General features: G+C 67.3%; 20 protein-coding genes. 6 read left to right on the top strand and 14 right to left on the bottom strand.

Annotated features, from left to right (window positions below; genetic code table 11):
• Positions 1 to 11: 11 nt before the first annotated feature.
• Complete coding sequence (locus AC1Q6P_RS06810) at positions 12 to 695, bottom strand: 5-formyltetrahydrofolate cyclo-ligase (protein ID WP_492664875.1); 684 nt, start codon at positions 693 to 695, stop codon at positions 12 to 14.
• 270 nt (positions 696 to 965) lie between these two features.
• Between AC1Q6P_RS06810 and AC1Q6P_RS06805 the strand changes: the two genes are divergently transcribed.
• The 3 genes from AC1Q6P_RS06805 (at position 966) to AC1Q6P_RS06795 (ending at position 4,815) form a co-directional block, all read left to right on the top strand.
• Positions 966 to 2,978, top strand: coding sequence for a lytic transglycosylase domain-containing protein (locus AC1Q6P_RS06805; RefSeq protein WP_492664876.1), 2,013 nt, complete (start codon positions 966 to 968; stop codon positions 2,976 to 2,978).
• Positions 2,975 to 3,991, top strand: coding sequence for a complex I NDUFA9 subunit family protein (locus tag AC1Q6P_RS06800; RefSeq protein WP_492664877.1), 1,017 nt, complete (start codon positions 2,975 to 2,977; stop codon positions 3,989 to 3,991). The genes AC1Q6P_RS06805 and AC1Q6P_RS06800 overlap by 4 nt, the downstream gene beginning before the upstream one ends.
• Before the next feature lie 143 nt (positions 3,992 to 4,134).
• Positions 4,135 to 4,815 carry a glutathione S-transferase family protein gene (locus AC1Q6P_RS06795; RefSeq protein ID WP_492664878.1) on the top strand — a complete coding sequence of 227 codons (681 nt, stop codon included), beginning with the start codon at positions 4,135 to 4,137 and terminating at the stop codon, positions 4,813 to 4,815.
• Between the two features lie 74 nt (positions 4,816 to 4,889).
• On the opposite strand, the gene AC1Q6P_RS06790 is transcribed toward AC1Q6P_RS06795, so the two are convergent.
• On the bottom strand, positions 4,890 to 5,411 hold the full coding sequence (locus AC1Q6P_RS06790; RefSeq protein WP_492664879.1) for an FxDxF family PEP-CTERM protein: 522 nt from the start codon (positions 5,409 to 5,411) through the stop codon (positions 4,890 to 4,892).
• A 187-nt stretch (positions 5,412 to 5,598) separates the two neighbouring features.
• On the opposite strand from AC1Q6P_RS06790, the gene AC1Q6P_RS06785 reads away from it, so the two are divergent.
• Complete coding sequence (locus tag AC1Q6P_RS06785) at positions 5,599 to 6,825, top strand: multifunctional CCA addition/repair protein (protein WP_492664880.1); 1,227 nt, start codon at positions 5,599 to 5,601, stop codon at positions 6,823 to 6,825.
• Positions 6,826 to 7,201: 376 nt separating this feature from the next.
• Here the strand turns inward: AC1Q6P_RS06785 and AC1Q6P_RS06780 are convergent, their stop codons facing one another.
• The 3 genes from AC1Q6P_RS06780 to AC1Q6P_RS06770 all read right to left on the bottom strand — a co-directional run bounded on the left by AC1Q6P_RS06780 (position 7,202) and on the right by AC1Q6P_RS06770 (position 9,555).
• A complete protein-coding gene (locus tag AC1Q6P_RS06780) occupies positions 7,202 to 8,191 on the bottom strand; it encodes a reverse transcriptase family protein (RefSeq protein WP_492664881.1) in 990 nt (329 codons plus the stop codon).
• 145 nt (positions 8,192 to 8,336) lie between these two features.
• Positions 8,337 to 9,068 carry a hypothetical protein gene (locus AC1Q6P_RS06775; protein WP_492664882.1) on the bottom strand — a complete coding sequence of 244 codons (732 nt, stop codon included), beginning with the start codon at positions 9,066 to 9,068 and terminating at the stop codon, positions 8,337 to 8,339.
• On the bottom strand, positions 9,061 to 9,555 hold the full coding sequence (locus AC1Q6P_RS06770) for a hypothetical protein (RefSeq protein WP_492664883.1): 495 nt from the start codon (positions 9,553 to 9,555) through the stop codon (positions 9,061 to 9,063). The genes AC1Q6P_RS06775 and AC1Q6P_RS06770 overlap by 8 nt, the downstream gene beginning before the upstream one ends.
• A 170-nt stretch (positions 9,556 to 9,725) precedes the next feature.
• On the opposite strand from AC1Q6P_RS06770, the gene AC1Q6P_RS06765 reads away from it, so the two are divergent.
• On the top strand, positions 9,726 to 9,971 hold the full coding sequence (locus AC1Q6P_RS06765) for a hypothetical protein (RefSeq protein ID WP_492664884.1): 246 nt from the start codon (positions 9,726 to 9,728) through the stop codon (positions 9,969 to 9,971).
• Positions 9,972 to 10,039: 68 nt separating this feature from the next.
• Here AC1Q6P_RS06765 and AC1Q6P_RS06760 read toward each other — a convergent pair whose 3' ends face one another.
• From AC1Q6P_RS06760 to purE, 9 genes are all read right to left on the bottom strand, one after another.
• Positions 10,040 to 11,152, bottom strand: a complete 1,113-nt coding sequence (locus tag AC1Q6P_RS06760; RefSeq protein ID WP_492664885.1) for a class I SAM-dependent methyltransferase — start codon at positions 11,150 to 11,152, stop codon at positions 10,040 to 10,042.
• Complete coding sequence (locus tag AC1Q6P_RS06755) at positions 11,145 to 13,592, bottom strand: putative bifunctional diguanylate cyclase/phosphodiesterase (protein ID WP_492664886.1); 2,448 nt, start codon at positions 13,590 to 13,592, stop codon at positions 11,145 to 11,147. The genes AC1Q6P_RS06760 and AC1Q6P_RS06755 overlap by 8 nt, the downstream gene beginning before the upstream one ends.
• A complete protein-coding gene (locus AC1Q6P_RS06750; protein WP_492664887.1) occupies positions 13,589 to 14,509 on the bottom strand; it encodes a uracil-DNA glycosylase in 921 nt (306 codons plus the stop codon). The genes AC1Q6P_RS06755 and AC1Q6P_RS06750 overlap by 4 nt, the downstream gene beginning before the upstream one ends.
• Positions 14,506 to 15,015, bottom strand: coding sequence for a ribosomal protein S18-alanine N-acetyltransferase (rimI, locus tag AC1Q6P_RS06745; RefSeq protein ID WP_492664888.1), 510 nt, complete (start codon positions 15,013 to 15,015; stop codon positions 14,506 to 14,508). Before rimI ends, AC1Q6P_RS06750 begins: the two co-directional genes overlap by 4 nt.
• Positions 15,012 to 15,782, bottom strand: coding sequence for a tRNA (adenosine(37)-N6)-threonylcarbamoyltransferase complex dimerization subunit type 1 TsaB (tsaB, locus tag AC1Q6P_RS06740; RefSeq protein WP_171828206.1), 771 nt, complete (start codon positions 15,780 to 15,782; stop codon positions 15,012 to 15,014). Before tsaB ends, rimI begins: the two co-directional genes overlap by 4 nt.
• A gap of 120 nt (positions 15,783 to 15,902) precedes the next feature.
• On the bottom strand, positions 15,903 to 16,892 hold the full coding sequence (locus AC1Q6P_RS06735) for an SGNH/GDSL hydrolase family protein (RefSeq protein WP_171828205.1): 990 nt from the start codon (positions 16,890 to 16,892) through the stop codon (positions 15,903 to 15,905).
• An 85-nt stretch (positions 16,893 to 16,977) separates the two neighbouring features.
• Positions 16,978 to 17,973: an L-threonylcarbamoyladenylate synthase gene (locus AC1Q6P_RS06730; RefSeq protein ID WP_492664889.1), complete on the bottom strand. Its 996-nt coding sequence runs from the start codon at positions 17,971 to 17,973 to the stop codon at positions 16,978 to 16,980.
• Between the two features lie 11 nt (positions 17,974 to 17,984).
• Positions 17,985 to 19,163, bottom strand: a complete 1,179-nt coding sequence (locus tag AC1Q6P_RS06725; protein WP_492664890.1) for a 5-(carboxyamino)imidazole ribonucleotide synthase — start codon at positions 19,161 to 19,163, stop codon at positions 17,985 to 17,987.
• Positions 19,163 to 19,627: a 5-(carboxyamino)imidazole ribonucleotide mutase gene (purE, locus tag AC1Q6P_RS06720; protein WP_102769633.1), complete on the bottom strand. Its 465-nt coding sequence runs from the start codon at positions 19,625 to 19,627 to the stop codon at positions 19,163 to 19,165. Before purE ends, AC1Q6P_RS06725 begins: the two co-directional genes overlap by 1 nt.
• A 203-nt stretch (positions 19,628 to 19,830) precedes the next feature.
• Here purE and AC1Q6P_RS06715 point away from each other — a divergent pair, with 203 nt between their 5' ends.
• Positions 19,831 to 20,784 (top strand): tetratricopeptide repeat protein, encoded by a 954-nt coding sequence (locus tag AC1Q6P_RS06715; RefSeq protein WP_492664891.1) that lies wholly within the window; start codon positions 19,831 to 19,833, stop codon positions 20,782 to 20,784.
• Positions 20,785 to 20,818: the final 34 nt, after the last annotated feature.

Genomic DNA, 20,818 nt, shown 5'->3' with positions numbered 1-20,818 from the left:
CCACAAGCGGTTCAAGGCGAAATCACCTCGCGCTCGGTCAGCACAAGGGTCAAGGCTTGGTCATGCGGCTCGACGGCAAAGGACGCCTCGCCCAAGCTCCAGGCCAGACCGATGCTGGTGACGCCTGGGTGGGCCGCCAACCAACGGTCGTAATAGCCGCCGCCATAGCCCAGTCGGTAGCCCTCGCGGGTGAAGCCCACGCAAGGCACCAGCACCACATCAGGCACCACCACCGCCCCCTTGCTGCTCGGAATGCCGCACTCGTCCAGCAGTGCCGGCGCCGGGCCGTCGAGCGGGCCATCCCAGCGGCGGTAGTCCATGCGGCGCGGCGATTTGTAGGCAAACGGCAGAGCGAACTGCAGGGGCTCGGCAGGACCGTCGTCGTCGAAGGCTTCGTCGTCGTCCTCATCGGCGGCGGCTTCAGTCGCCAGCATAGCGGCCAGGTTCAGCAGATGCGGACCGGGATTGAACTCGCCGTCCAGCGGCCAATAGACCCCCAGGCATTGCGGCGCCAGCTGGCGCAGCAGCTCACGCAGCTGCAAGCCCAGCGCTGCACTCGCGGCATGAGCGGTCGGGGTGGCCAACCAGGCGCTGCGCTGGGCCAACAATTGCGCGCGCAGGGCCGGTCGCTCGTGAGACAGTGTGGTGTGTGCGGATGAAGCAGACGATGAAGGCGAAGCCGGTGTATCGCTCATGAGGCGCAGTCCTTGCGCAAGCGCGGCCCACTGGGCCCGCCTGGATCCGTGTGATGTGGAAGAAACAACAAAGCAGTCGCAGTCGCAGAAAGCAGTGGGACCATGTTCTTGGCAGTATATGAAGCAGAAGTGAGGACTCAGGCTGGGGATGCCCCCGATCGCCGCGCAGGCCGTGTGCGTCCATGGGCCTTGGCCCTGGCGGCCTGTGCGATTGCCGGAGGCTTCGGCTCGGGCGCAGCGCCGGCCCGGGCCCAAAGCAACCCGGCCCTTGTGAGTACCAGCGCCAGCCCGGAGCTGATCCTGGAAGCCCAGGACGCCTTGCGCCAGAAGAACCGCGCCCGGCTCTCGGCCTTGAATGCAGCAGCGCAGGAGCTCAAACACCCGCTGGCCCCCTGGGTCGACTACTGGCAGATCGGCCAGCGCCTGGCCGAAGCCACGCAGCCCGAGCTGGACGCTTTCTACGCCCGCTGGCCCGGCACCTACGTCGAAGACCGCCTGCGCAACGACTGGCTGCTCGAACTGGGGCGCCGCCGCGACTGGAAGAACTTCGCCAAGGACCACGCCGCCTACCAGATGCGCGACGACCGCGAGGTCGCCTGCTACGCCCTGCTGGCCGAGCATTTCAACGGCCGGCCCGTGGCGCGCGAAGCGGCCCGCGCCGCCTGGCTCGCGCAACGCGAGGCCAGCGAAGGCTGTGGTCTGCTGGCCAGCACCTGGCTGGACCAGAAGCAGTTCAACCAGGCCGACCTCTGGCTCAAGCTGCGACTCTCGCTTGAATCACTCAAGCTGCCGGCCGCACGTCAGGCCGCCAGCCTGCTGGGCAAGCCCGTGGAGCTGGCCCTGAAAGAGTTGCTCGACAACCCTGCGCGCTATATGGCGCGCAAGGCGCGCGGCGGCCCCCGGCAGAACACCGAACTGGCCACCCTGTGCCTGATGCGGCTGGCGGCCGCCGACCCGGGCGCTGCGGCCGAGGCCATGAACAAGCGCTGGCAGCGCGAGCTGCCGCAAGACCTGCAGGCCTGGGCCTGGGCGCAAATCGGTCGCCAAGCGGCCTTCAAGCTGCAAGCCGAGGCCAGCGATCACTTCGAACGCGCGCTCAAGCTCCAGGGGCGACTGGCACCTGAGTGGAGCGAAGAGACCCGCGCCTGGATCGTGCGCGCCGCCCTGCGCAGCGGCCGCTGGACCCAGGCCCTGCAAGGCCTGGATCTGCTGACCGGCGCCGATGAAGGCCTGCGTCACGGCCGCGAGGCCCGTGAGGCCCGCCAGGCCCGCGAGCTGCGCGAAGCGCGCGACCTGCCGCCCTGGCCCTACTGGCGCGCACGCGCCCTGCTGGCCACGGCCGCGCCGGGCGCCGCCGGCGAAGCGCAGCGGGACGAAGCGCGCAAACTGTTGCAGACCATGGCCGAAGCTCCCCAGGCCGCCCTGCACTACTACGGCCGACTGGCCGCCGAAGAGCTGGGCCTGCAGCCCGCCCTGCCGCCCGCCCCCAGTGCCTTGAGCCCGACCGAGCGCAACCAGGCGCAAGCCCACCCGGGCCTGGGCCGGGCTTTGATGCTGATCCAGCTGGGCTTGCGCAGCGAGGGCAACCGCGAATGGAACTTCTCCCTGCGCGGCCTGAACGACCGCGAGCTGCGCGCCGCCGCCCAACTGGCCTGCGAGCGCGAACTCTGGGACCGCTGCATCAACAGCAGCGACCGTAGCCGCCAGGAGTTCGACCTGGCCCAGCGCTTCCCCACCCCGTTCCGCAACGCCCTGCTCGGTCAAGCCCGCGAGGCCGGCCTGGACCCGGCCTTTGTCTACGGCCTGATCCGCCAGGAGTCGCGCTTCATCGCCGACGCCCGCTCATCTGTCGGCGCCACGGGCCTGATGCAGGTGATGCCGGCCACGGCGCGCTGGACGGCCAAGAAGGCCGGCCTCAGCTACAGCCCCGAGCTGATGAAGACGCAGGACTTCAATCTGCGCATCGGCACCCATTACCTGAAGCTGGTGCTTGATGACTTCGGCGGCTCCTACGCCATGGCCGCAGCCGCCTACAACGCCGGCCCGGGCCGCCCGCGCCGCTGGCGCGATGGCCCTGTGCTGGAGGCGGCCATCTGGGCCGAAAACGTGCCCTTTCTGGAAACCCGCGACTATGTGAAGAAGGTGCTGACCAACAGCGCGGTCTACGCCCAGCTGCTAGGCCTGGGCCCCGAGGCCAGCAGCCTCAAGGCACGCCTGGGCCGCAGCATCGGCCCGCGCAGCGCAGGCACCGACATCGTCCCTGAGGAGCAGCCCCAGCCATGAGCATCGCCATCGATTCGAGCAGCCCGTCCATCCTGATCCTGGGCGGCAGCGGTTTCATCGGCCGCGCCCTGTGCGAGCAGCTGGTGCAGGCCCAGGGCGGCCGCGCCCGCATCACCGTGCCGACGCGCCGCCTGGGCCACGCGCCGGGCCTGCAAGCCATCCAGAGCCTGCCCGGACTGACCGTTCTGCAGGCCGATGTGCACCGGCCCGAGACCCTGCAAGCCCTGGTGGCCGGCCACGAGGTGGTGGTCAATCTGATCGCCATCCTGCAAGGCAGCGAGGCCCAATTCCAGCGCAACCATGTGCAGCTGCCGCGCCAGATCGCGGCCGCCTGCCGTGCGGCCGGCGTGCGCCGCTTGATCCACATCAGCGCCCTCGGCGTGGGCGCCACGGTCGATGGGCAGACCGAGGGCCCTTCGCGTTATCTGCGCTCCAAGGCCGGGGGCGAGGCGGTGCTGCAGACCTCGCCCGATCTGGACCTCAGCATCCTGCGCCCCTCGGTGGTGTTCGGCGCGGGTGATCGCTTCGTCAACCTGTTCGCCAAGCTGCAGGCCTTGTTCCCGCTGATGCCGCTGGCGGGCGCCGAGGCGCGCTTCCAGCCGGTCTGGGTCGAGGATGTGGCGGCCGCCATCCGGCGCTGCATCGCCGACCCGGCCACCATCGGCCAGACTTACGAGATCGCCGGCCCCGAGGTGCTGAGCCTGGCCGAGATCGTGCGCCGGGCCGGCCGCTGGAGCGGCCACCCGCGCCCCATCCTGCCCCTGCCCGCGCCCCTGGCCTGGGCACAGGCGCTGATGATGGAACTGATGCCTGGCGAGCCGCTGATGTCGCGTGACAACCTGGGCTCCATGCGCGTGCCGAATGTGGCGGGCGCCGCGGGCCCGGCCCTGCCGGGTCTGGCCGCGCTGGGCATCACGCCCAGTGCCATGGCGGCCGTGGCGCCCGACTACCTGCGGCCCGAGCAACAGGGCTGCGGGCGGCTCGATGCCTGGCGCATGAAGGCCGGGCGCTGAGGCCATGCCCGCGCCTGATTGATGCAGCCCAGGCATCAAAGCCATGCATGAATATCAGCGGCCTGGCGTTCAGATTCAGCGGCTTGCCTCGCTAAGCTGGGCGGCTGTCCACCCCCATCCGACGACTTGAAAGTGCCCACCCCATGAAGCTCTACATCGGCAACAAGAACTATTCCTCCTGGTCCATGAGGCCCTGGGTGCTGCTCAAGGCCTTCGGCATCCCCTTCGAGGAGGTGAAGCTGCGCTTTGACTTCACCCCCGGCTCGGCCTTTTATCAGGCCCTGGCCGCGCTGACTCCGGTGGGCAAGGTGCCGCTGATGGTCGAAGACGATGGTTTCGTCATCTGGGACACCCTGGCCATCACCGAAACCCTGGCCGAGCAGCACCCCGAGCACGCCATCTGGCCGCGCGACACCCGCCAGCGCGCCCGCGCCCGCAGCCTCTGTGCCGAGATGCATGCCGGATTTGGCACCCTGCGCAGCCTGTGTCCGATGAATATCGACGCGGACTTGCGGGCGGTGGGTACCCGCCTGCTGGCCACCGAGCCCAAGCTCAAGGCCGACCTGGCCCGCGTGGACGCGCTCTGGAGCGAGGCCCTGGCCGCCAGCGGCGGGCCCTTCCTCTTCGGCACCTTCAGCGCGGCCGACGCCTACTTCGCCCCGGTGGTGATGCGCGTCACCCGCTACGGCCTGCCGCTGTCCGCCGCGGCGCAGGCCTATGTGCAGGCCATCGAGGCGCACCCGGCGGTGCAGGCCTTCGTGGCCGATGCCCTGGCCGAGCGCGACTTCATCGCCGAGGATGAGCCCTACCGAACCCAAGCCTGAGGCTCGCACGCGGCCGACCACAAAAAAAGCGCCTCACGGCGCTTTTTTCATGGGGAAACTGGCTTCTCGTCCGCTCAGACCGCCTTGCGCCGGCGAGCGACAAAACCCACGACCCCCAGGCCCGCCAGCAGCAGGGCATAGGTTTCAGGTTCAGGCACCGGGGTCAGCACCAACGAACCCTGAAAGTTGGCGCCGGCACCCAGACGCGCGCCGGACACGGTGACTTCCACGGAATTGATGTCCGGGAAGCTCAGAGAGCCCAGGTCGATATTGCTGCCGCTGGCGCCCAAAACCCAGGCCGTGCCGTTGATCTTGACCTCGGAGATCTGGAAACGGCTGCCGCTGATGTCACCCGACACGGCGTAGCTGCCCAGCAGGGAGCTGAACCCGAAATCGCTGGCGTTCAGCAAAAAGGAAAAGGAGCCGGCCGCATCCGCAGCCGTGATTTGGCGAGCACCGAACTCGTAGACAAAGGTGCTGCCGTCAAAATAACTGGTTTCGCTCAACGTGGCGGCCGACGCGCCACCTGCACACACGGCCAGCACGGACGCGGCAAACACCGAATTCAGATTCATCATCATCTTGCGCATCAACATACTCAATTCCGTCCGTGGTGTGCTTGCACTGGCATGATCGCCTGCGCTAAGCCGCGCTCAATCGGCGCGCTCAGCGCGACTGTACCGACATTCACCCCTGAACACCCCCCCGATCCCCGGGGCTCGCAGCTCGAAGAGCGCACAGAAGAACAGAAGCCCCCTTGTTCGAACACACAAGCAGCACCTCATGACAACGAAGCAAGCTTTCTTCCTGGTCGGCGGCGCGGTGCGCGATGCCCTGCTGGGCTGGCCCGTGAAAGACCGCGACTGGCTGGTGGTGGGCGGCGACCCGGCCCAGATGCGGGAGGCCGGCTTCGTCGCCGTGGGCCGCGACTTCCCGGTCTTTCTGCACCCCGAGACGCATGAGGAATACGCCCTGGCCCGCACCGAGCGCAAGACCGCGCCGGGTTATCACGGCTTTGCCTTCCATGCCGCGCCCGATGTGACCTTGGAGCAAGACCTGGCCCGGCGCGATCTCACCATCAATGCCATGGCGCAAGACGCCAACGGCCAGATCATCGACCCCTACGGCGGCCAGCGCGATCTGGCCGCACGGGTGCTGCGCCATGTCTCGCCCGCCTTCGCCGAAGACCCGGTGCGCATCCTGCGCCTGGCCCGCTTCGCCGCCCGTTTTGAGGGCTTCACCGTCGCACCGGAGACCCTGGCCCTGATGCGGGAGATGGTGGCGGCCGGCGAGGTCGACGCCCTGGTGGCCGAGCGGGTCTGGCAGGAGTTCGCCAAAGGACTGATGGAAGCGCAGCCCGCCCGCATGATCGAGGTGCTGCGCGACTGCGGCGCCCTGGCCCGCCTGGCCCCCGAGCTGGAGGCTTTGTTCGGCGTGCCGCAGCCACCCGCCCACCACCCCGAGGTGGACACCGGCATCCATGTGCTGATGGTGCTGCAGCAATGCGCGCGCCAGCAGGCGCCGCTGACCGTGCGCTATGCCAGCCTCTGCCACGACCTGGGCAAGGGCCTGACCCCCGCCGATGTGCTGCCCCGCCACATCGGCCACGAAAGCCGCAGTCTGCCCCTGGTGCAGCGCCTGAGCGAACGCTGGCGCGTGCCCAGCGATTGCCGTGAACTGGCCGAGTTGGTCGCCCGCGAACACACCCACGTGCACCAGAGCGAGAGCTTCAGCCCCGAAGCCCGCCTGCGCCTGATGGAACGCTGCGATGCCTGGCGCCGCCCCGAGCGTTTCGAGCAACTGCTCTGGGCCTGCGAATGCGACGCCCGCGGCCGCCTGGGTCTGGAAGACCGCCCCTACCCGCAGCGCGAAAAGCTGCTGCTCGACCTGCGCGCCGTGCAGGCCGTGGACCTGGCGGCCGTCAGCGCACAGGCGTTGGCGGAGGGGCGCAAGGGGCCGGAGATCGGGCGGGCGGTGCAGCGGGCGAGGCTCGTGGCGCTGGGCGAATAACTGATAAAAAACGCGGATTCACGGGGGCAGCTCAGCTTCAGTGATGGGGGCGAGGCCAAGCGGGCGACAAGGGGCAAGCTTCACCTTGCCGATTGAAACTCGACCTCGACCTGCCGACTGCCGATCACCGAAAGGGCAAATGTGGCAGACCCCAGGGGCATTTGCATTGATCCGCAACTCCAGCCCCGGCTGGAGCCATTGCAAGGGTCAGGTCTTGCCTTCAGGTTTAAGGCCTGACCCTCTCGCCTCTCTCGCCTCTGACCCTCTCGCCTCTGTGACCCTCTCGCCTCTGGTGTAGCGAAGCAGCGGACGGTTCAGGGGCTCGGCCGAGGGTCAGGTCTTACCTTCAGGTTGAAGGCCTGACTCGCGTGTCCCGCTATTCTTTCCCCGAAGTTCCAGACACAGCGAGGCGGCCGACAAAGTCGCTATAGGCGATGTGTCCCTTTACCTCCAACAAGCTGTCACTCCGCACTTTCTCCAGCGCAAGCAAATGCTTGTATGCCCGGATTCGGTTGCGGTATCCCTTGGTGAGCCTAGCTACTTCGCCGTGCACTAACAGGCCGTGAACCTTAAGCCTTTGCGGCAATTCGGCAAGCTGCGTCTTCTGTTCGGCCAAACGCCACTGACTTGCAGCAAACAAGTTAAGTACGTCCGAACGCAAGGCCTCGGGAAACTTCGCGACGCCAGAAAACACGATGTCGTCGGCATATCTTGTGAGCCTGACCTCGTACTTGGCCGCAAGGCCTGCAAGGTCCTTGTCCATTGCAGCGAAGCAAATGTTAGAAAGCACCGGACTTGACGGAGCGCCCTGAGCCAGCGCATCACGCAAACAGCAGAGCTGCGCGACGAGTTGTGCGCCCTGGGGCTCGAATCCCATTTGCACGAGCGCCTTTGCGACTTGGCCAATGTGAGTTGAAGGGAAGAAATCCCTTATGTCGACACCGAACACCCAGGTCGCGCCAACATGCATAGCCGCCGCACTTACGTGACACCGACCACTCACAAAGCCAAAAACGTGTGATGGTGGTACGTAGCAGCGCCCGAGCGCACACGAAATCCACTTTTGCACGGACTTCAGGGCAACACGGGGCGCGTCGATTCGTCGCGTCGCCTGACCCTTGGGTATCTCGAACGATCGATAGTGCTTCGTCGGCCTCGAAGTGAAGGACCAAATCAGGCCTGGACTGATTCCGATCATTGCGGCCAGAGTTGTTCTCGATGTGATTGGTGGCAACCCGCGCTCGGACATTTTGCGAACAAGTTCGAGTTCGCTGCCGCTAACGCTTCCCTCGACAGCCTTGAGCAATTCAGGCAGCGTCTCGAATTGGAAGAATTGCGAATCAAGGAGTGGTTGCGGGAGCCTCATTTAGCAAAGCAGAGCTTTCGTATTGCAGCCGGATAAATGGCTGTGGCTTCGAAGGAGACGCGGACATTTATCCGGATCCTTCTGTTGGTAACCTTGGCTAGTGGGCATGCTACACACCCTCGCCTGAAGCCCCCGCGCGCGAAGCTTAGCGGCCACGCCGCGCCAAGGCAAGTAGGCGCTCAAGATCAGGGCTACGACGGCCCTTGACCGTGCCTAAGCCGTGAATGGTCGAGAGCGTGCATGAAAATCTAGCCCCAGCTAGCCACACGACCTTCCCCGACTTGCGCAGCACGTCAAGCCGACGCTTGAGCCAATCGTCCGAAGGTACAGTGAACTCCCGGCGCTGCAACTCAGCCTTCAATTCGTCCAGCGTAGCCGGTGCGACTTGGCGCAGAACACGGAGGCAGGCGAGATTGCCAGGCACCTTTTCGTCTCCCGTAGTGGCGAAAGTTGCTAGCTCAATACCGACTCCATCGAGAAACTCCTTGGCGCGCGACTCAATGGCGTGAATGGCATCGTCGTCAAGTGTCCTCTTTTGCTCAAGCCAAACACGTCCAGCGCGCCCATCAAGCGAGAAGAAAACATTACGGACATCCGACCCAAATGCATAGATCAGGGTCGCTCGTAAGCCTCCTTCAATATCCTGCCCCAATCCGTCCGAAAGCAGAAACTCGACGCGCTGACCACGCAAGAGCAACTCGCTCTTAATCGCGGACAGAGTCCTATTGCTCGGCTGTTGGCGGTTTTCACTGTCACGCTTGACGGCAATCCGCACAAAGAGTCCTGCTGTCTCATGGCTGTCTTTTACGATGGCACCGACAACCGTGACCCCCTTCTCAGCTAGATGCTGAACCAAATCGAGGTACTCGCTAGGCATTAATTTGCATCCACGCGTTGCTTATCACTTGTATGTAGCCCCTCGCTCGATGCGGCCAAGCTTGAGCCGCCTCGACTCCCACAGTGTTGAGGTGGAAATCTGGTGCCGAAGCAAAATCGATGGGAATGTCTGGATGGTAGTCTGCGGTCACACGTGTCGCACGCCCTGCATCAAGCAATTTCGCAAGGTCCTCTGCAGCCGAGTTAGCACTTGCGCACATACTGACGATCCTCAAATCATTGGCACGAAGCGCTTTTGCCTTGCCAGCGGCCAGATGCTTCTTGACTTGGCCCCGCAAGACTTGCGGCAGATCCGCATGTGCAATATTTCCGGACCATTCCTGTCGCAATGCCCCGAGACCACCTTTAACTTCTAAGAAGGTAGCGTAGTAATAGCGATTGAATGCAGAACGCCCGAAAAGATCAGCATCATCGGTAGGAGCCCTTCGGATTGCTTCTTGCTGCAGATGACTTGCGACTATTTCCATGTTTCGAAAAAGGCAACGTGCTGCGTGAGATCGGCCCGCCATGGTAGCGAGTTAGCTGTCGTTTCCCAACAGGTTGCTCACCCGGAGAAGTCGGGGAAGATGGAGTGACCGGCTAGTCTTCTCCGAGACACTGACGCCAAGAGAAGTTGGCTCCAATCCCCGAGGAGCCCATGAGGAAGGGGCAATTCACGGAAGGGCAGATGGTGTCGTTCCTGCGCGAGGAAGATCGAACCTCCATCGCAAAAGCCGCCAACACGGTTCGGGGTCAGGTCTCAAAAAGTAAAGCCCCCCAAAAAACCGCAATCCCGCTAGATCGGCGTCATGTCTCGGCCACTGTGTTCCAAGTTTCCTGGCGTGCTGCATCACGTCAACTCGGTGAGTTGGGGCCTTTTGAAGAACTGAACATCACGGCTTGACCGCCAAACTCGCTCGATCCGTCATTCGATTCACTAGAACTTGTGCGCCGCAAGGTCAGCAAATTACCTCACAACATGTGCGAGCGATCCCCTCTTGCAAACCCCAGCGCTTCGAAGCCCGAGCCCGCGGCTGCAAAGCCGATCACCTTGAAGAGCTCGCCCATCTCGTGCTCGGCCACTAGCTTGTGGGCCATGCTGCGCTCTGCGACGCTGGCGCCTTCCAGCAGGGCGGCCAGGCCGCAGTTCCAGAGGAAATGAGCCTGGCTGGTGTAGCCCAGCACTTCAAGCCCGGCGTCCTGGCCGGCCAGGGCGATGCCGGTGAAATTGATGTGGGCGGTGATGTCTTTCTCACCCACCAGGACCAGAGGATCGGGGTCGCTGCGGTGCAGGTGGTGGCACATCAGGGTGCCGCCGTGCCGCTGCGGGTGGTAGTACTCGCGCTCGGGGAAACCGTAGTCAATCAAAAACGCCGCGCCACGCCGCAGGCGCTGGGCCAGGGTGCGGACAAAAGCCTCGGCCTGGGCATGGGTCTCGGTGACCATGCCGGGCGGGAAGGCGCCGACGGGCGGCTCACTCAGCGGCAGTTGCAGGCCCGGCTGAACACGGTCGGCGTAAGCAAAGCCCCCCTCGGGCGTGCAGACCACGCCACGTTCGGCCCAGGCCTGACCGTCGAAGGCCAGGAGCTGCACCGGCATGGCGTCCAGCACCTCGTTGCCGACGACGATGCCGTCGAACTGTTCGGGCAGCTGGTCCAGCCACTCGACCTTGTCGCCCCAGGCGGCCAGGCGCTGAGCCTGGCGGGCGCGCAGGGTGCCGGAGAGATCGACGATGCGATAACGGCGAATCTGCGTACCCAGAGCACCCAGCAACTGCTCGGCCAGGGCGCCGGTGCCGGCACCGAACTCCCAGACCTCGTCGCAGCCGCAGGCCTGCAGGGCCTGTCCGACCTGGGCCGCCAGCGAGCGGCCGAACAGCGGGCTCAGCTCGGGCGCGGTGACAAAGTCCGAGCCGCTTTGCGGCATCAGGCCGAACTTCTGGCTGGGGCCGCTGTAGTAGCCCAGGCCCGGGGCATACAGGGCCAGGGCCATGAAACGGTCGAAGGGCAGCCAGCCGCCAGCGGCGCGGATCTCGGCGGCAACGCGCTCGCTCAGCGGGCTTGCTTGGGAAGAATCGTCAGTCATGGAAAGCGCTGCGGCGCTGCTGCAGCCATTGCTCAAAATCGGGGGCGGCCATGGGCGGGCCGATCAGCTCGCCCTGCAGCTCATCACAGCCCCAATCGGCCAGCAGGCGGCGCTGAGCGCTGTTGCGCACGCCCTCGGCGCTGACATGCAGACCCAGGCCGCGTGCCATCTGGATGATGGCGCGGGTGATGGCCGCGGCACCGCCGTCCTCGGGCAGCTTGGCGACAAAGCTCTGGTCGATCTTGAGCTTGTCCAGGGGCAGCTGGGTCAGGTGGGCCAGCGAGGTGTAGCCGGTGCCGAAGTCATCGACCGACACGCCCAGACCCAGTGCCCGCAGGGCCGTCAGGGTGGCCGGCGCGCTGGCGATCTCGTCCATCAGCATGCGCTCGGTCAGCTCCAGCTCCAGGCACTCGCCGGCAATGCCGACCTCGTCCAGCACGCGGGCCACGGCAGCACCAAACCCCTCCAGGCGGAACTGCATGCGCGAGAGGTTGACGGCAATCGGCACCGCCGCCACGCCGCGCTCGCGCCAGTCGCGTGCCTGCAGGGCCGCCGCGCGCAGCACCCATTCGCCGAGCTTGAGCATCAGGCGATGGCGCTCGGCCACATCGATGAAGGCATCGGGCCCGAGCAGGCCGCGCGTGGGGTGGCGCCAGCGCAGCAAGGCTTCGGCGCCGATCAGTGCCCCACCCTGCTCGCCGCCCAGCGCCGCCACCTGGGGCTGGAAGAACAGCTCGAACTCACCGCGCTCCAGGGCCTGGGCCAGCTCGCTCTCCAGCACCAGGTCGGAGTAGGCATGGCGGGCCAGTTCCGCATCAAAGAACTGGTAGTTGGCGCGGCCGCCGGCCTTGGCCTGGTACATGGCCATGTCGGCATGCTGGATCAGCTCCTCGGGCCGGCCACCATGCTCGGGGAACATGGCCACGCCGATCGAGGGCGTGACGCACAAGCGGCAGCCATCGGCCAGCACCGGCACCTCGACCACGGCCAGCAGCGCCATCAGCACCACCATCACATCCTCGCGGCTGGTGATGTCGCGCAGCAGGATGACGAACTCATCGCCACCGAAGCGCGCCACCAAATCGGTGGAGCGCAGGCAATCGGTGATGCGCTCGGACACCGTGGTCAGCACCTTGTCGCCTTCCAGATGACCGAGCGAATCGTTGACGCGCTTGAAGTTGTCCAGGTCGATGAAGAGCAGGGCCAGGCGGCGATCGCGGCTCTCGGCCAGCTGCAGGGCCGGGCCCAGCTGCTCCATGAAGGCCGCGCGGTTGAGCAGGCCGGTCAGGGCATCGTGGTGGGCCAGGTGCTGGATGCGGGCCTGGGCGGCCAGGCGGTCGCGGATGTCGCGCACGATGGTCATGCGCAGATGCTCGCCCTGCGCCTCCAGCGTGCGCACGATCAGCTCGACCGGGATGCGCGAGCCGTCGCGGTGCAGCAGGGCCGATTCGTAGCTGAGCTCGCGCCGATCGGCCATCACGCGGGCCGCCTGCTCGCGCAAATCATCGGCGACGAAATCCAGGGCCGCACGGCCCACCATTTCGTCGAGGCTGTAGCCCAGCAGGCGGCAGAGCGGCGGGTTGGCGTCGCTGATCCGGCCCTGGCGGTGAAACAGAATGCCCTCGACCGAGGCCTGCATGAACTTTTGCAGCCGCGCCTCGGATTCACGCGCGGCAATCTCGGCGAAGCGGTGGCGGGTGATGTCGTTGATCATCACAAAGCAGGCCTGCGGCTCGCCGGCGCCCACCAGATGCGGGATCAGGCTGACCTCGACCCAGCGCCCATCCTCGCTGCGTGCCGGGTCAGGGCCGGGCAGATAACGCTCATAGCTGACGGTCACCCGCTCGCGCAGCAGGCGGTCCACCTGGGGTTGAACCAGCAGCTGGGCATCGTGCCCGATGACCTCGGTGAAGCTGCGGCCCAGGATGCTCTGCTCGTCCAGCCCGAAGGCCTGGGCGTACTGGCGGTTGGCGAAATGGCAGCGATAGGTCTGCGCGTCGTAAAAGGCCAGCAGCGCCGGCACATGATCGGCCAGCAAGCGCATCTGGCTGGCTTGCAAGGCCAAGGCCTCGCTCTGCTCCCGCGCCAGCTGGGCCTGGCGGCGCTGGGCCGTGACATCACTCCACCAGCAGGCAAAGGCCTCGCGCGCGGGCAACCAACGTGCACGGCAGGCCAGGTCCGGGCCGGCATCGGCGCTGCTCAGCTGAAACTCGAAGTCAGCTCGGGCCGCCAGCAACGCGCGCAAGCGGGCCTGATCGGCGGCCGACACCGCCTCCAGCCAGAGCCCGGGCTCACGGCGCGCCCACGCCGGGTGCAGCTCGCGCCAGGCGCTGTTGGCCTGCAGCAGCATGGCCTCGGGGCTCAAGAGACAAGCGGCGCAGGGCAACTCATCCCAGCCCAGCGGCTCGGGCTGAGAGGGCGGCAAGCTCGTCAGCGTCATGCCTGGCCCTTGGCAGACTCCAGCGCCAGGCACAGATCGGCCCAGGCACCGGCCTTGTCGGCCGGGCTGCGCAGGAGGTAGTCCAGGCCATAGCTGACCAGCACCGGGATGCCTTCAAAGTGGTGGACCCGGCCGCGCAAGCGGCCCAGCGGCTCATCGCTGCCCAGCAAAGCCTGGGCCGATGCCCGGCCCAGGGCGACGATGACGCGCGGCTGCAGCAGGGCCACCTGGCGCGCCAGCAAAGGCCGGCACTGCTGGATTTCGGCCGGGCCGCTCGGCACGCCCGGGCCGGGTCGGCATTTGAGGGGCAGGCTGATGTAGGCCTGGCGCTCGCGTGCGGCCGGCTCGGCTGCTGGCCGGCCCAAGGCGGGCGCCGGGTCCAGCTTGAGCGCGCGCAGCATATTGGCCAGCAAGGCGCCGGCCTCGCCGCCAAAGGGCTGGGCTGGATCTTCGGCCTCGCCGGACGGGTCGGCCACGATCAGCCAATCGGCCGCCTCAGGCCCGGCACCGAAGACATGGGCGCGGCGGCCCTGGCAGAGCCGGCAGGCCTGGCATTCGGCCGCCTCATAGCGCAACTCGGGCCAGCCCAGGCCGGCCACCAGCTGCTCGCGCTGACCGGCAGGCAAGGCGGGGCGACTGGGCGCGGGTGCCGCCTGCGGAGCGCGTGGCAGCAGCTGGGCCACGGCGGCAAGCGCGGCGACCGGGGCCGGTGCGGGTGCGGGTGCGGGTGGGCGAGGCGCCGGCGCAGCGGCGGGCGGGCGAACGGCCGCAGGCGCGGCAACGGCCGGCGCCTCGCGCTCCGCCACGGCCACCGCGCTGTCCGTCGGGTCGGTCGAGGCTTCAGCCGTATCGGGGCGCGGCCAGACCCGCAGGCCCATGGCCGCCAGCATGGCGGTTTGGCGGGCGTCCCAGCTCATGGCCGTGCCTCGCCGTCTTCCATGACGTCCAGGCTCATCAGCACCGCGTCTTCGCGCGGACCTTGCAGCACCGGGTAGTAGGCCGGGCGCAAGCCCACTTCGCGAAAGCCATAGCGCAGATAGACCTCGCGGGCGCGCTGGTTGCTCACCCGCACCTCCAGCCAGAGCTGCGGGCATTTGCGATCACGGCAGAGCTGGGCCAGGGTCGCCAGCATGCGCCGCGCCAGGCCGCGGCCCTGGCAGGCCGGGTCCACCGCGATATTGAGCAGGTGGACCTCGCCAAAGCCCTGCATGGCCAGGCAGTAGCCAAGCAGTCGGCCGTCCTCGGCCTGCAGCACATAGGCGCTGTAGCCGGCCGCCAAAGAGTCGATGAAATTGCCCTCGGTCCAGGGCAGGGGGTAGGCGGCGCGCTCGATCTCCAGCACGGCCGGCACATCGCTGCCGCGCATGGCACGCAAGCGCGGCTCGACGGCCAACACATCGTCTTCGCGCGGGCAGGCGCTCATGCGGCACTCCCGGCCTGAAGTTCGCTCTGTCGTTCGGCCTGCTTCTCGGCCGCCAGGCGAATCGCCAAGCGCTCCTCGGTCGTCTGCGCCACCTTATCGCGCACATAGAGCGGCATGGCCTCGGCGGCATCGAGCCCTTCGCCCCGCGCATGGGCCTGGCGCGCCAACTCCGCCAAGGCCGCGGCGCGTGACTGGCAGCGCGGCCACTGGCGCACGCCCGCCAAGGCCTGGCCTTGCAGCTCAGGGAACACCGCAAGCGCCGAGCCTGCCAAGGCCGCCGGCGGGGTCTCCCAGCACTGCAGCAAGGCGGCGGGCGAGTACAGAGCCGGCGCGGCCTCCTGATGCCAACGCACGCCATCCCAGCGGAAGGCCGCGGCGTAAATCTCGTTCATGCGCGCGTCCATGGCCACCCAGATCGTGCCGTCCAACGCCCGACCCTCGGCCTCGGCTTGATGACGCGCGTCCTCGGCCACCAGCTGCAGGCTGCACAGCGACAGCACCGGCTTGTTCAGCGCAAAAGCCAGGCCCTGCACCACCGCGCAGGCTGCGCGCAAGCCGGTAAAAGCACCGGGGCCGCGGCCGAAGGCGATGGCATCCAGCTCGGCCATGGCCAGGCCCGCCTGGGCCAGCAAAGCCTGGGCCTCCGGCACCAGCCGAGCCGAGGCCTGCGGGCCACCCTCGGCCTCAAACAGCCAGCGTCCCGCCGGGCTGCTGAGGGCCAGGGCCATGGTTTCGGTGGAACTGTCGAGGGCCAACAACACGGTCATGGCGGAAGTGTAGCCGCGGGCCTTGGCGGCCCCGGGCTTGCAGAGGACTCAAAAAAGCAAACGCCGGGGCGCTTGCGCGACCCGGCGATGGCGGAAGGCGGCGCCGAACGCGCCGGGGCTTCAGAAGGGGTTGTTGCGCGCCCGCACCAGGGCCAGCGAGCCCAGGCGCTGATGGCCAGCCGGGCTCAGCTGCACATCGCTGGCCCAAAGCCAGGTGTCCACGGCGGCGCCGGTCACCAGGGTCTTGGTGGTGCAGTCGGTCAGCGCCACGGTGTCCAGGCAGGCCGCAGACGTGACGTTGGCAAAGCCAAAGCCCGAAGCAAACTTGACCATGGTCTGGATGCCACCGCTGCCGTCGTCATTGGTCTTCACCAGGCCGATCAGGCGGCCATCGTTCTTGAGGTTGATGGTCATTTCCAGATTCAGCTCTTCGGTCAGGCTGGACAGGAACTTGGCGCGGTCCAGGCTGCCCGGCTTGGCCGCAGCTTCCTTGACGGCGAAAGGCGTCAGGCCCACATCGGGCACCACGGCCACCACCACGCGGCCATTGGCATCGGCGATGCGGTTGACCTGTTGGGCCAGCAGCTTGCCGCGGGCGCGGGCTTCGGCCAACAAGGAATCGCTGCTCTGCGCCGGGTACTGGGCATAAAGCTCCAGGATGTCGTTGGTGCCGGCCATCACCGTCACCAGATCCTTGGGGCCGAAAGATCCATTGGCGAAATGCGCGTCGAGGCGGGCCCGCACATCGGCCACCTTGACGCCCGCGGCGGCGTACATGATGCCGGTCGGCGTGGCGATATTGGTGGGGTTGCACTCCTTGAACACCAGGCCGAAGTTGCCCGCCACGATCTGCACCCAGTTCGGATTGGCGGCGCAAGCCAGCAAGCCGGTGGTCGCATCCAGGCCATTGATGGTGTATTTCTTGCCAGCCGCCGTGATGGCGCTGGCCTCATCGCCCAAGGCAATGATGCGGGTCGGAACGAAAGGGTCGATCTGCTGGGTGCCGCCACCACAAGCCGACAGAACACCGGCAGCGGCCAAAGCCAGCATCGCCACCCAGGTACGAGTTTGGCGAATCTCTTGACCTGCGCCCGGTTTGCAACTCTTCATGAACACTCCAACCATTAAAAGCTCAGCGGGTCGGCACCCCATGGCACCTGGCTCCGCGCTCCATCTTCCATCAATCCCGCGGGACCTACAGGCCTACAAAGGCCGCGGCAGCACGGCTCAGGCGATCCCTGACTCCGTCCCAGGCCGCACCCAGCGGCGGCAGTTCGATCCAGATCTCGGCCGCGCCCGCACCGTCCAGCTCGCGCAGAACGGCGAACAACTCATGCGCCGCGGCGCGTGCCTCGGTCGGCATGCGCCGGCTCAGCACGCCCTGCGGCGGCTCGACCGATCGCGAATATACCGCCAGCCCCCCGGCCAGTCGGCCGCCCGAGCCGCTTTCGGCCAGGGCCTGACGCAAGGCTTCGGTGTCGTACAGGCGCACGACCGCACGGGGTGCGTAATGCGCAACCAAGGTGCCCGAGGCGCGCGGCGCCTGAGCGTCCGGCGCACGCAGGGGCTCACCGGCAGCGGCCTCAATTTCCTCCGGCGTCAACACGCCGGGGCGCAGCAGCACGGGATGGGCGCGGCTGCAATCGACGATGCTGGATTCGATGCCGACCTCGCAATCGCCACCGTCCAGCACCCACAGACCCGGCTCGAATTCATCGACCACATGGCGGGCCTGGGTCGGGCTGACCCGGCCAAAACGGTTGGCGCTGGGCGCCGCGACACCGGCCACGCCCAAAGCGCGCGCAGCGATCAACAAGTCGCGCGCGACCGGGTGGGCCGGGCAGCGCAGGCCAATCGTGTCCTGCCCGCCGGCCGCCGCAGCGCCGACACCGGGCTTGCGCGGCACGATCACGGTCAAGGGACCAGGCCAGAAGGTCGCCATCAAGCGCCGCGCCACCGGCGGCAGCTCGGCTGCAAACAACTCAGCATCGGCCGCATCGGCGACATGGACGATCAGCGGATGGTCTGCCGGCCGGCCCTTGGCCGCAAAGATCTTGGCCACGGCTGCATCGTCGTCGGCACGCGCGCCGAGGCCGTAGACCGTCTCGGTCGGCAGCGCCAGCAACTCGCCGGCCGCCAGGCGGGCGGCCGCTGCAGCGATGGCATCGGGCTGGCGGGCGTCGAGCAGCATGGCGGCCTCGCTCACCAGTCCTGAGGCAGGCCCAGCAGGCCCGCGGCTTCGCGCGCCAGACGCTCGGCCTCGGCCGCGGTGGCGGCCGTGATGTTGAGGTGGCCCATCTTGCGGCCGGGGCGCGCGCTGGTCTTGCCGTAAAGATGCAGATGGGTGCCGGGCAAGGCAAGAACTGCGTCCCAGGGCGGTGTGCGTTCGGCGCCGGCCGCGTCAAACCACAAATCTCCGAGCAGATTGAGCATCACCGTCGGCGAATGCACGCGCGGCGTGCGCAGCGGCAGGCGGGCCATGGCACGCACCTGCAGGTCGAATTGCGAGACATCGCAGGCATTCATCGTGTAGTGACCCGAGTTGTGCGGGCGCGGCGCCATCTCGTTGACGACCAGGGAGCCGTCCTGCAACACGAAGAACTCGACGCAGAGCACGCCGACATAGGCCATCTCCGTGGCGATGCGGGCGGCCGAGGCCAAAGCTTGCTGCTGCAAGGCCTCGCTGACCGCGGGCGCCGGCACCTGGGTAACGGCCAGGATGCCGTCGCGGTGCAGGTTCTGCTGCACCGGGAACTGCACCACCGTGCCATCGGCCCCACGGGCGCTCAGCACCGAGAGCTCCAGCGCCAGCGGCAGCATCTGCTCCAACACGCAGGGCACTTGCTTGAGCTCGTCCCAGCCGGCTTGCAGCTCGACGCGGTTGCGCACGCGGATCTGGCCCTTGCCGTCGTAACCCATGCGGCTGGTCTTGAGGATGCCGGGCAGCAGGCTGTCGGCCACCGCAGCCAGATCGGCCGCGCTCTCGATCACAGCGTAAGGCGCGCAGGCGACACCGCTGGCGCCGAAATGCGCCTTCTCGGCGGCACGGTCCTGGCAGTAGGCCACGGCGGCACCGGCTGGCGCCACAAAGCGGCGCTCGGCCAGACGTGCCAGCGCCTGCGCCGGCACGTTCTCGAACTCGGTGGTGATGGCGTCGGCCACTTCGGCCAGACGCGCCAGCCCCGCCTCGTCGAGATAGCCGGCGTGGATGTGCTCGTGGGCCACCAGTCCAGCCGGGCTGTCGGCGTCAGGGTCCAGCACCACGGTTCGATAACCGAGGCTTTGAGCGGCATGGACAAACATGCGGCCCAGCTGGCCGCCGCCCATCACGCCCAGCGTGGCTTCGCCGGGCAGCAAAGGTTTCAGCGAGGCCGCCGGCATCAGACCAAATCCTTGCTCATGGCCCGGGCCACCTCGGTCTGGCGGGCGCGAAAGGCCTCCAGCTGGGCGCGCAGGGCGGGGTTCTGATTGGCCAGCATGGCCACGGCGAACAGGGCGGCATTGCCGGCGCCGGCCGTGCCGATGGCGAAGGTGGCGACCGGGATGCCCTTGGGCATCTGAACGATGGAATGCAGGGAATCGACGCCTTGCAGATGGCGGCTGGCCACCGGCACGCCGAGCACCGGCACGGGCGTCTTGGCCGCCAGCATGCCGGGGAGGTGGGCGGCGCCACCGGCACCGGCGATGATGGCTTGCAGGCCGCGGCTGGCGGCGCTCTCGGCATAGGCGAACATATCGTCCGGCATGCGGTGCGCGGACACGACCTTGGCCTCGAAGGGAATGCCGAACTCGGTGAGAATGTCGGCAGCGTGCTTCATGGTGTCCCAGTCGCTGCTGGAACCCATCACCACGCCAACCAGGGGGGCTGTGCTCGCTGACTGTTGCTGATGATGTTGAGAATCCGGCACGACGCGCTCCAGGGCTTGGGAAACCTTGAATTGTAGGCGGCCGCAGCCATCTGACCGCTGGCGACCGGCTTTGCACGCGCCGCCCCTCCCCCGACTCCGCAGGCCCGAGGCCCGCGCCACATCGAGACCGACACGCCACCATGATCGACATCACCCTCCAGAATTTTGAAGCCGAACTGATCCAGGGCTCGATGCAGCAGCCGGTGCTGCTGGACATCTGGGCGCCCTGGTGCGGCCCCTGCAAAAGCCTGGGCCCGGTGCTGGAAAAACTCGAAGTGGCCTATGCCGGCCGCTTCAAGCTGGCCAAGCTGAACAGCGACGAGGTGCCCGAGATCGCCAGCCAGCTGAGCCAGATGTTCGGCGTGCGCAGCATTCCGTTTTGCGTGATGTTTGCAGGCGGCCAGCCGGTGGACGGCTTTGTCGGCGCGATTCCCGAAGCCCAGATCCGCGAGTTCCTGGACAAGCATGTGCCCAGCGGCGAGATGCTGGAGGCTCAGGAAGAAGTGGCCGAGGCCGAAGGCCTGATGGCCGAGGGCGATCTGGAATCGGCCTTGGTCAAGCTGCAAGCCGCGGTCGAAACCGACCCGGCCAACGAGCAGGCCCGTTTCGATTACGTCCGCGCCCTGCTGGAGCTGGACCTGCTGAAGGAAGCCCAGGCCGCCTTCGTGCCGGTGGCAGCCAAGGCCGCCGACACGCTGACGCCGCATCCGCGCTTCGCCGCCCTGGGCCTGTGGCTGCAGGCCTGCGAGCGCACGGCCGCCGGCCTGGACATCGGCGCCCTGCAGGCCGCAATTGCCGCCAACAAGCGCGACTTCGAGGCCCGCTACGCCCTGGCCCAGGGCCTGATGGCCAACCAGAGCTTCACCGAAGCCATGGACGAGCTGCTGGAAATCATCATGCGCGACAAGGCCTGGAACGGCGAGCTGGCGCGCAAGACCTATGTCGCCATCCTGGAGCTGCTGAGCAAGCCGGCCCCGAAGCCGGCCGCCAACGAGCCCAAGAGCGCCCTGGAGCTGGCCGGCCGTGCCGTCGTGCCGCCCAGCGACCCGCTGATCGACCAGTACCGCCGCAAGCTCAGCATGGCGCTGTTCTGAACGCCACGGGCGCTGCAGGCACGAGCCAGCGGCG

This window comes from Roseateles sp. GW835-FHT13E02 (assembly GCF_058794035.1).
This window is presented reverse-complemented; position numbering and strand designations above follow the sequence as displayed.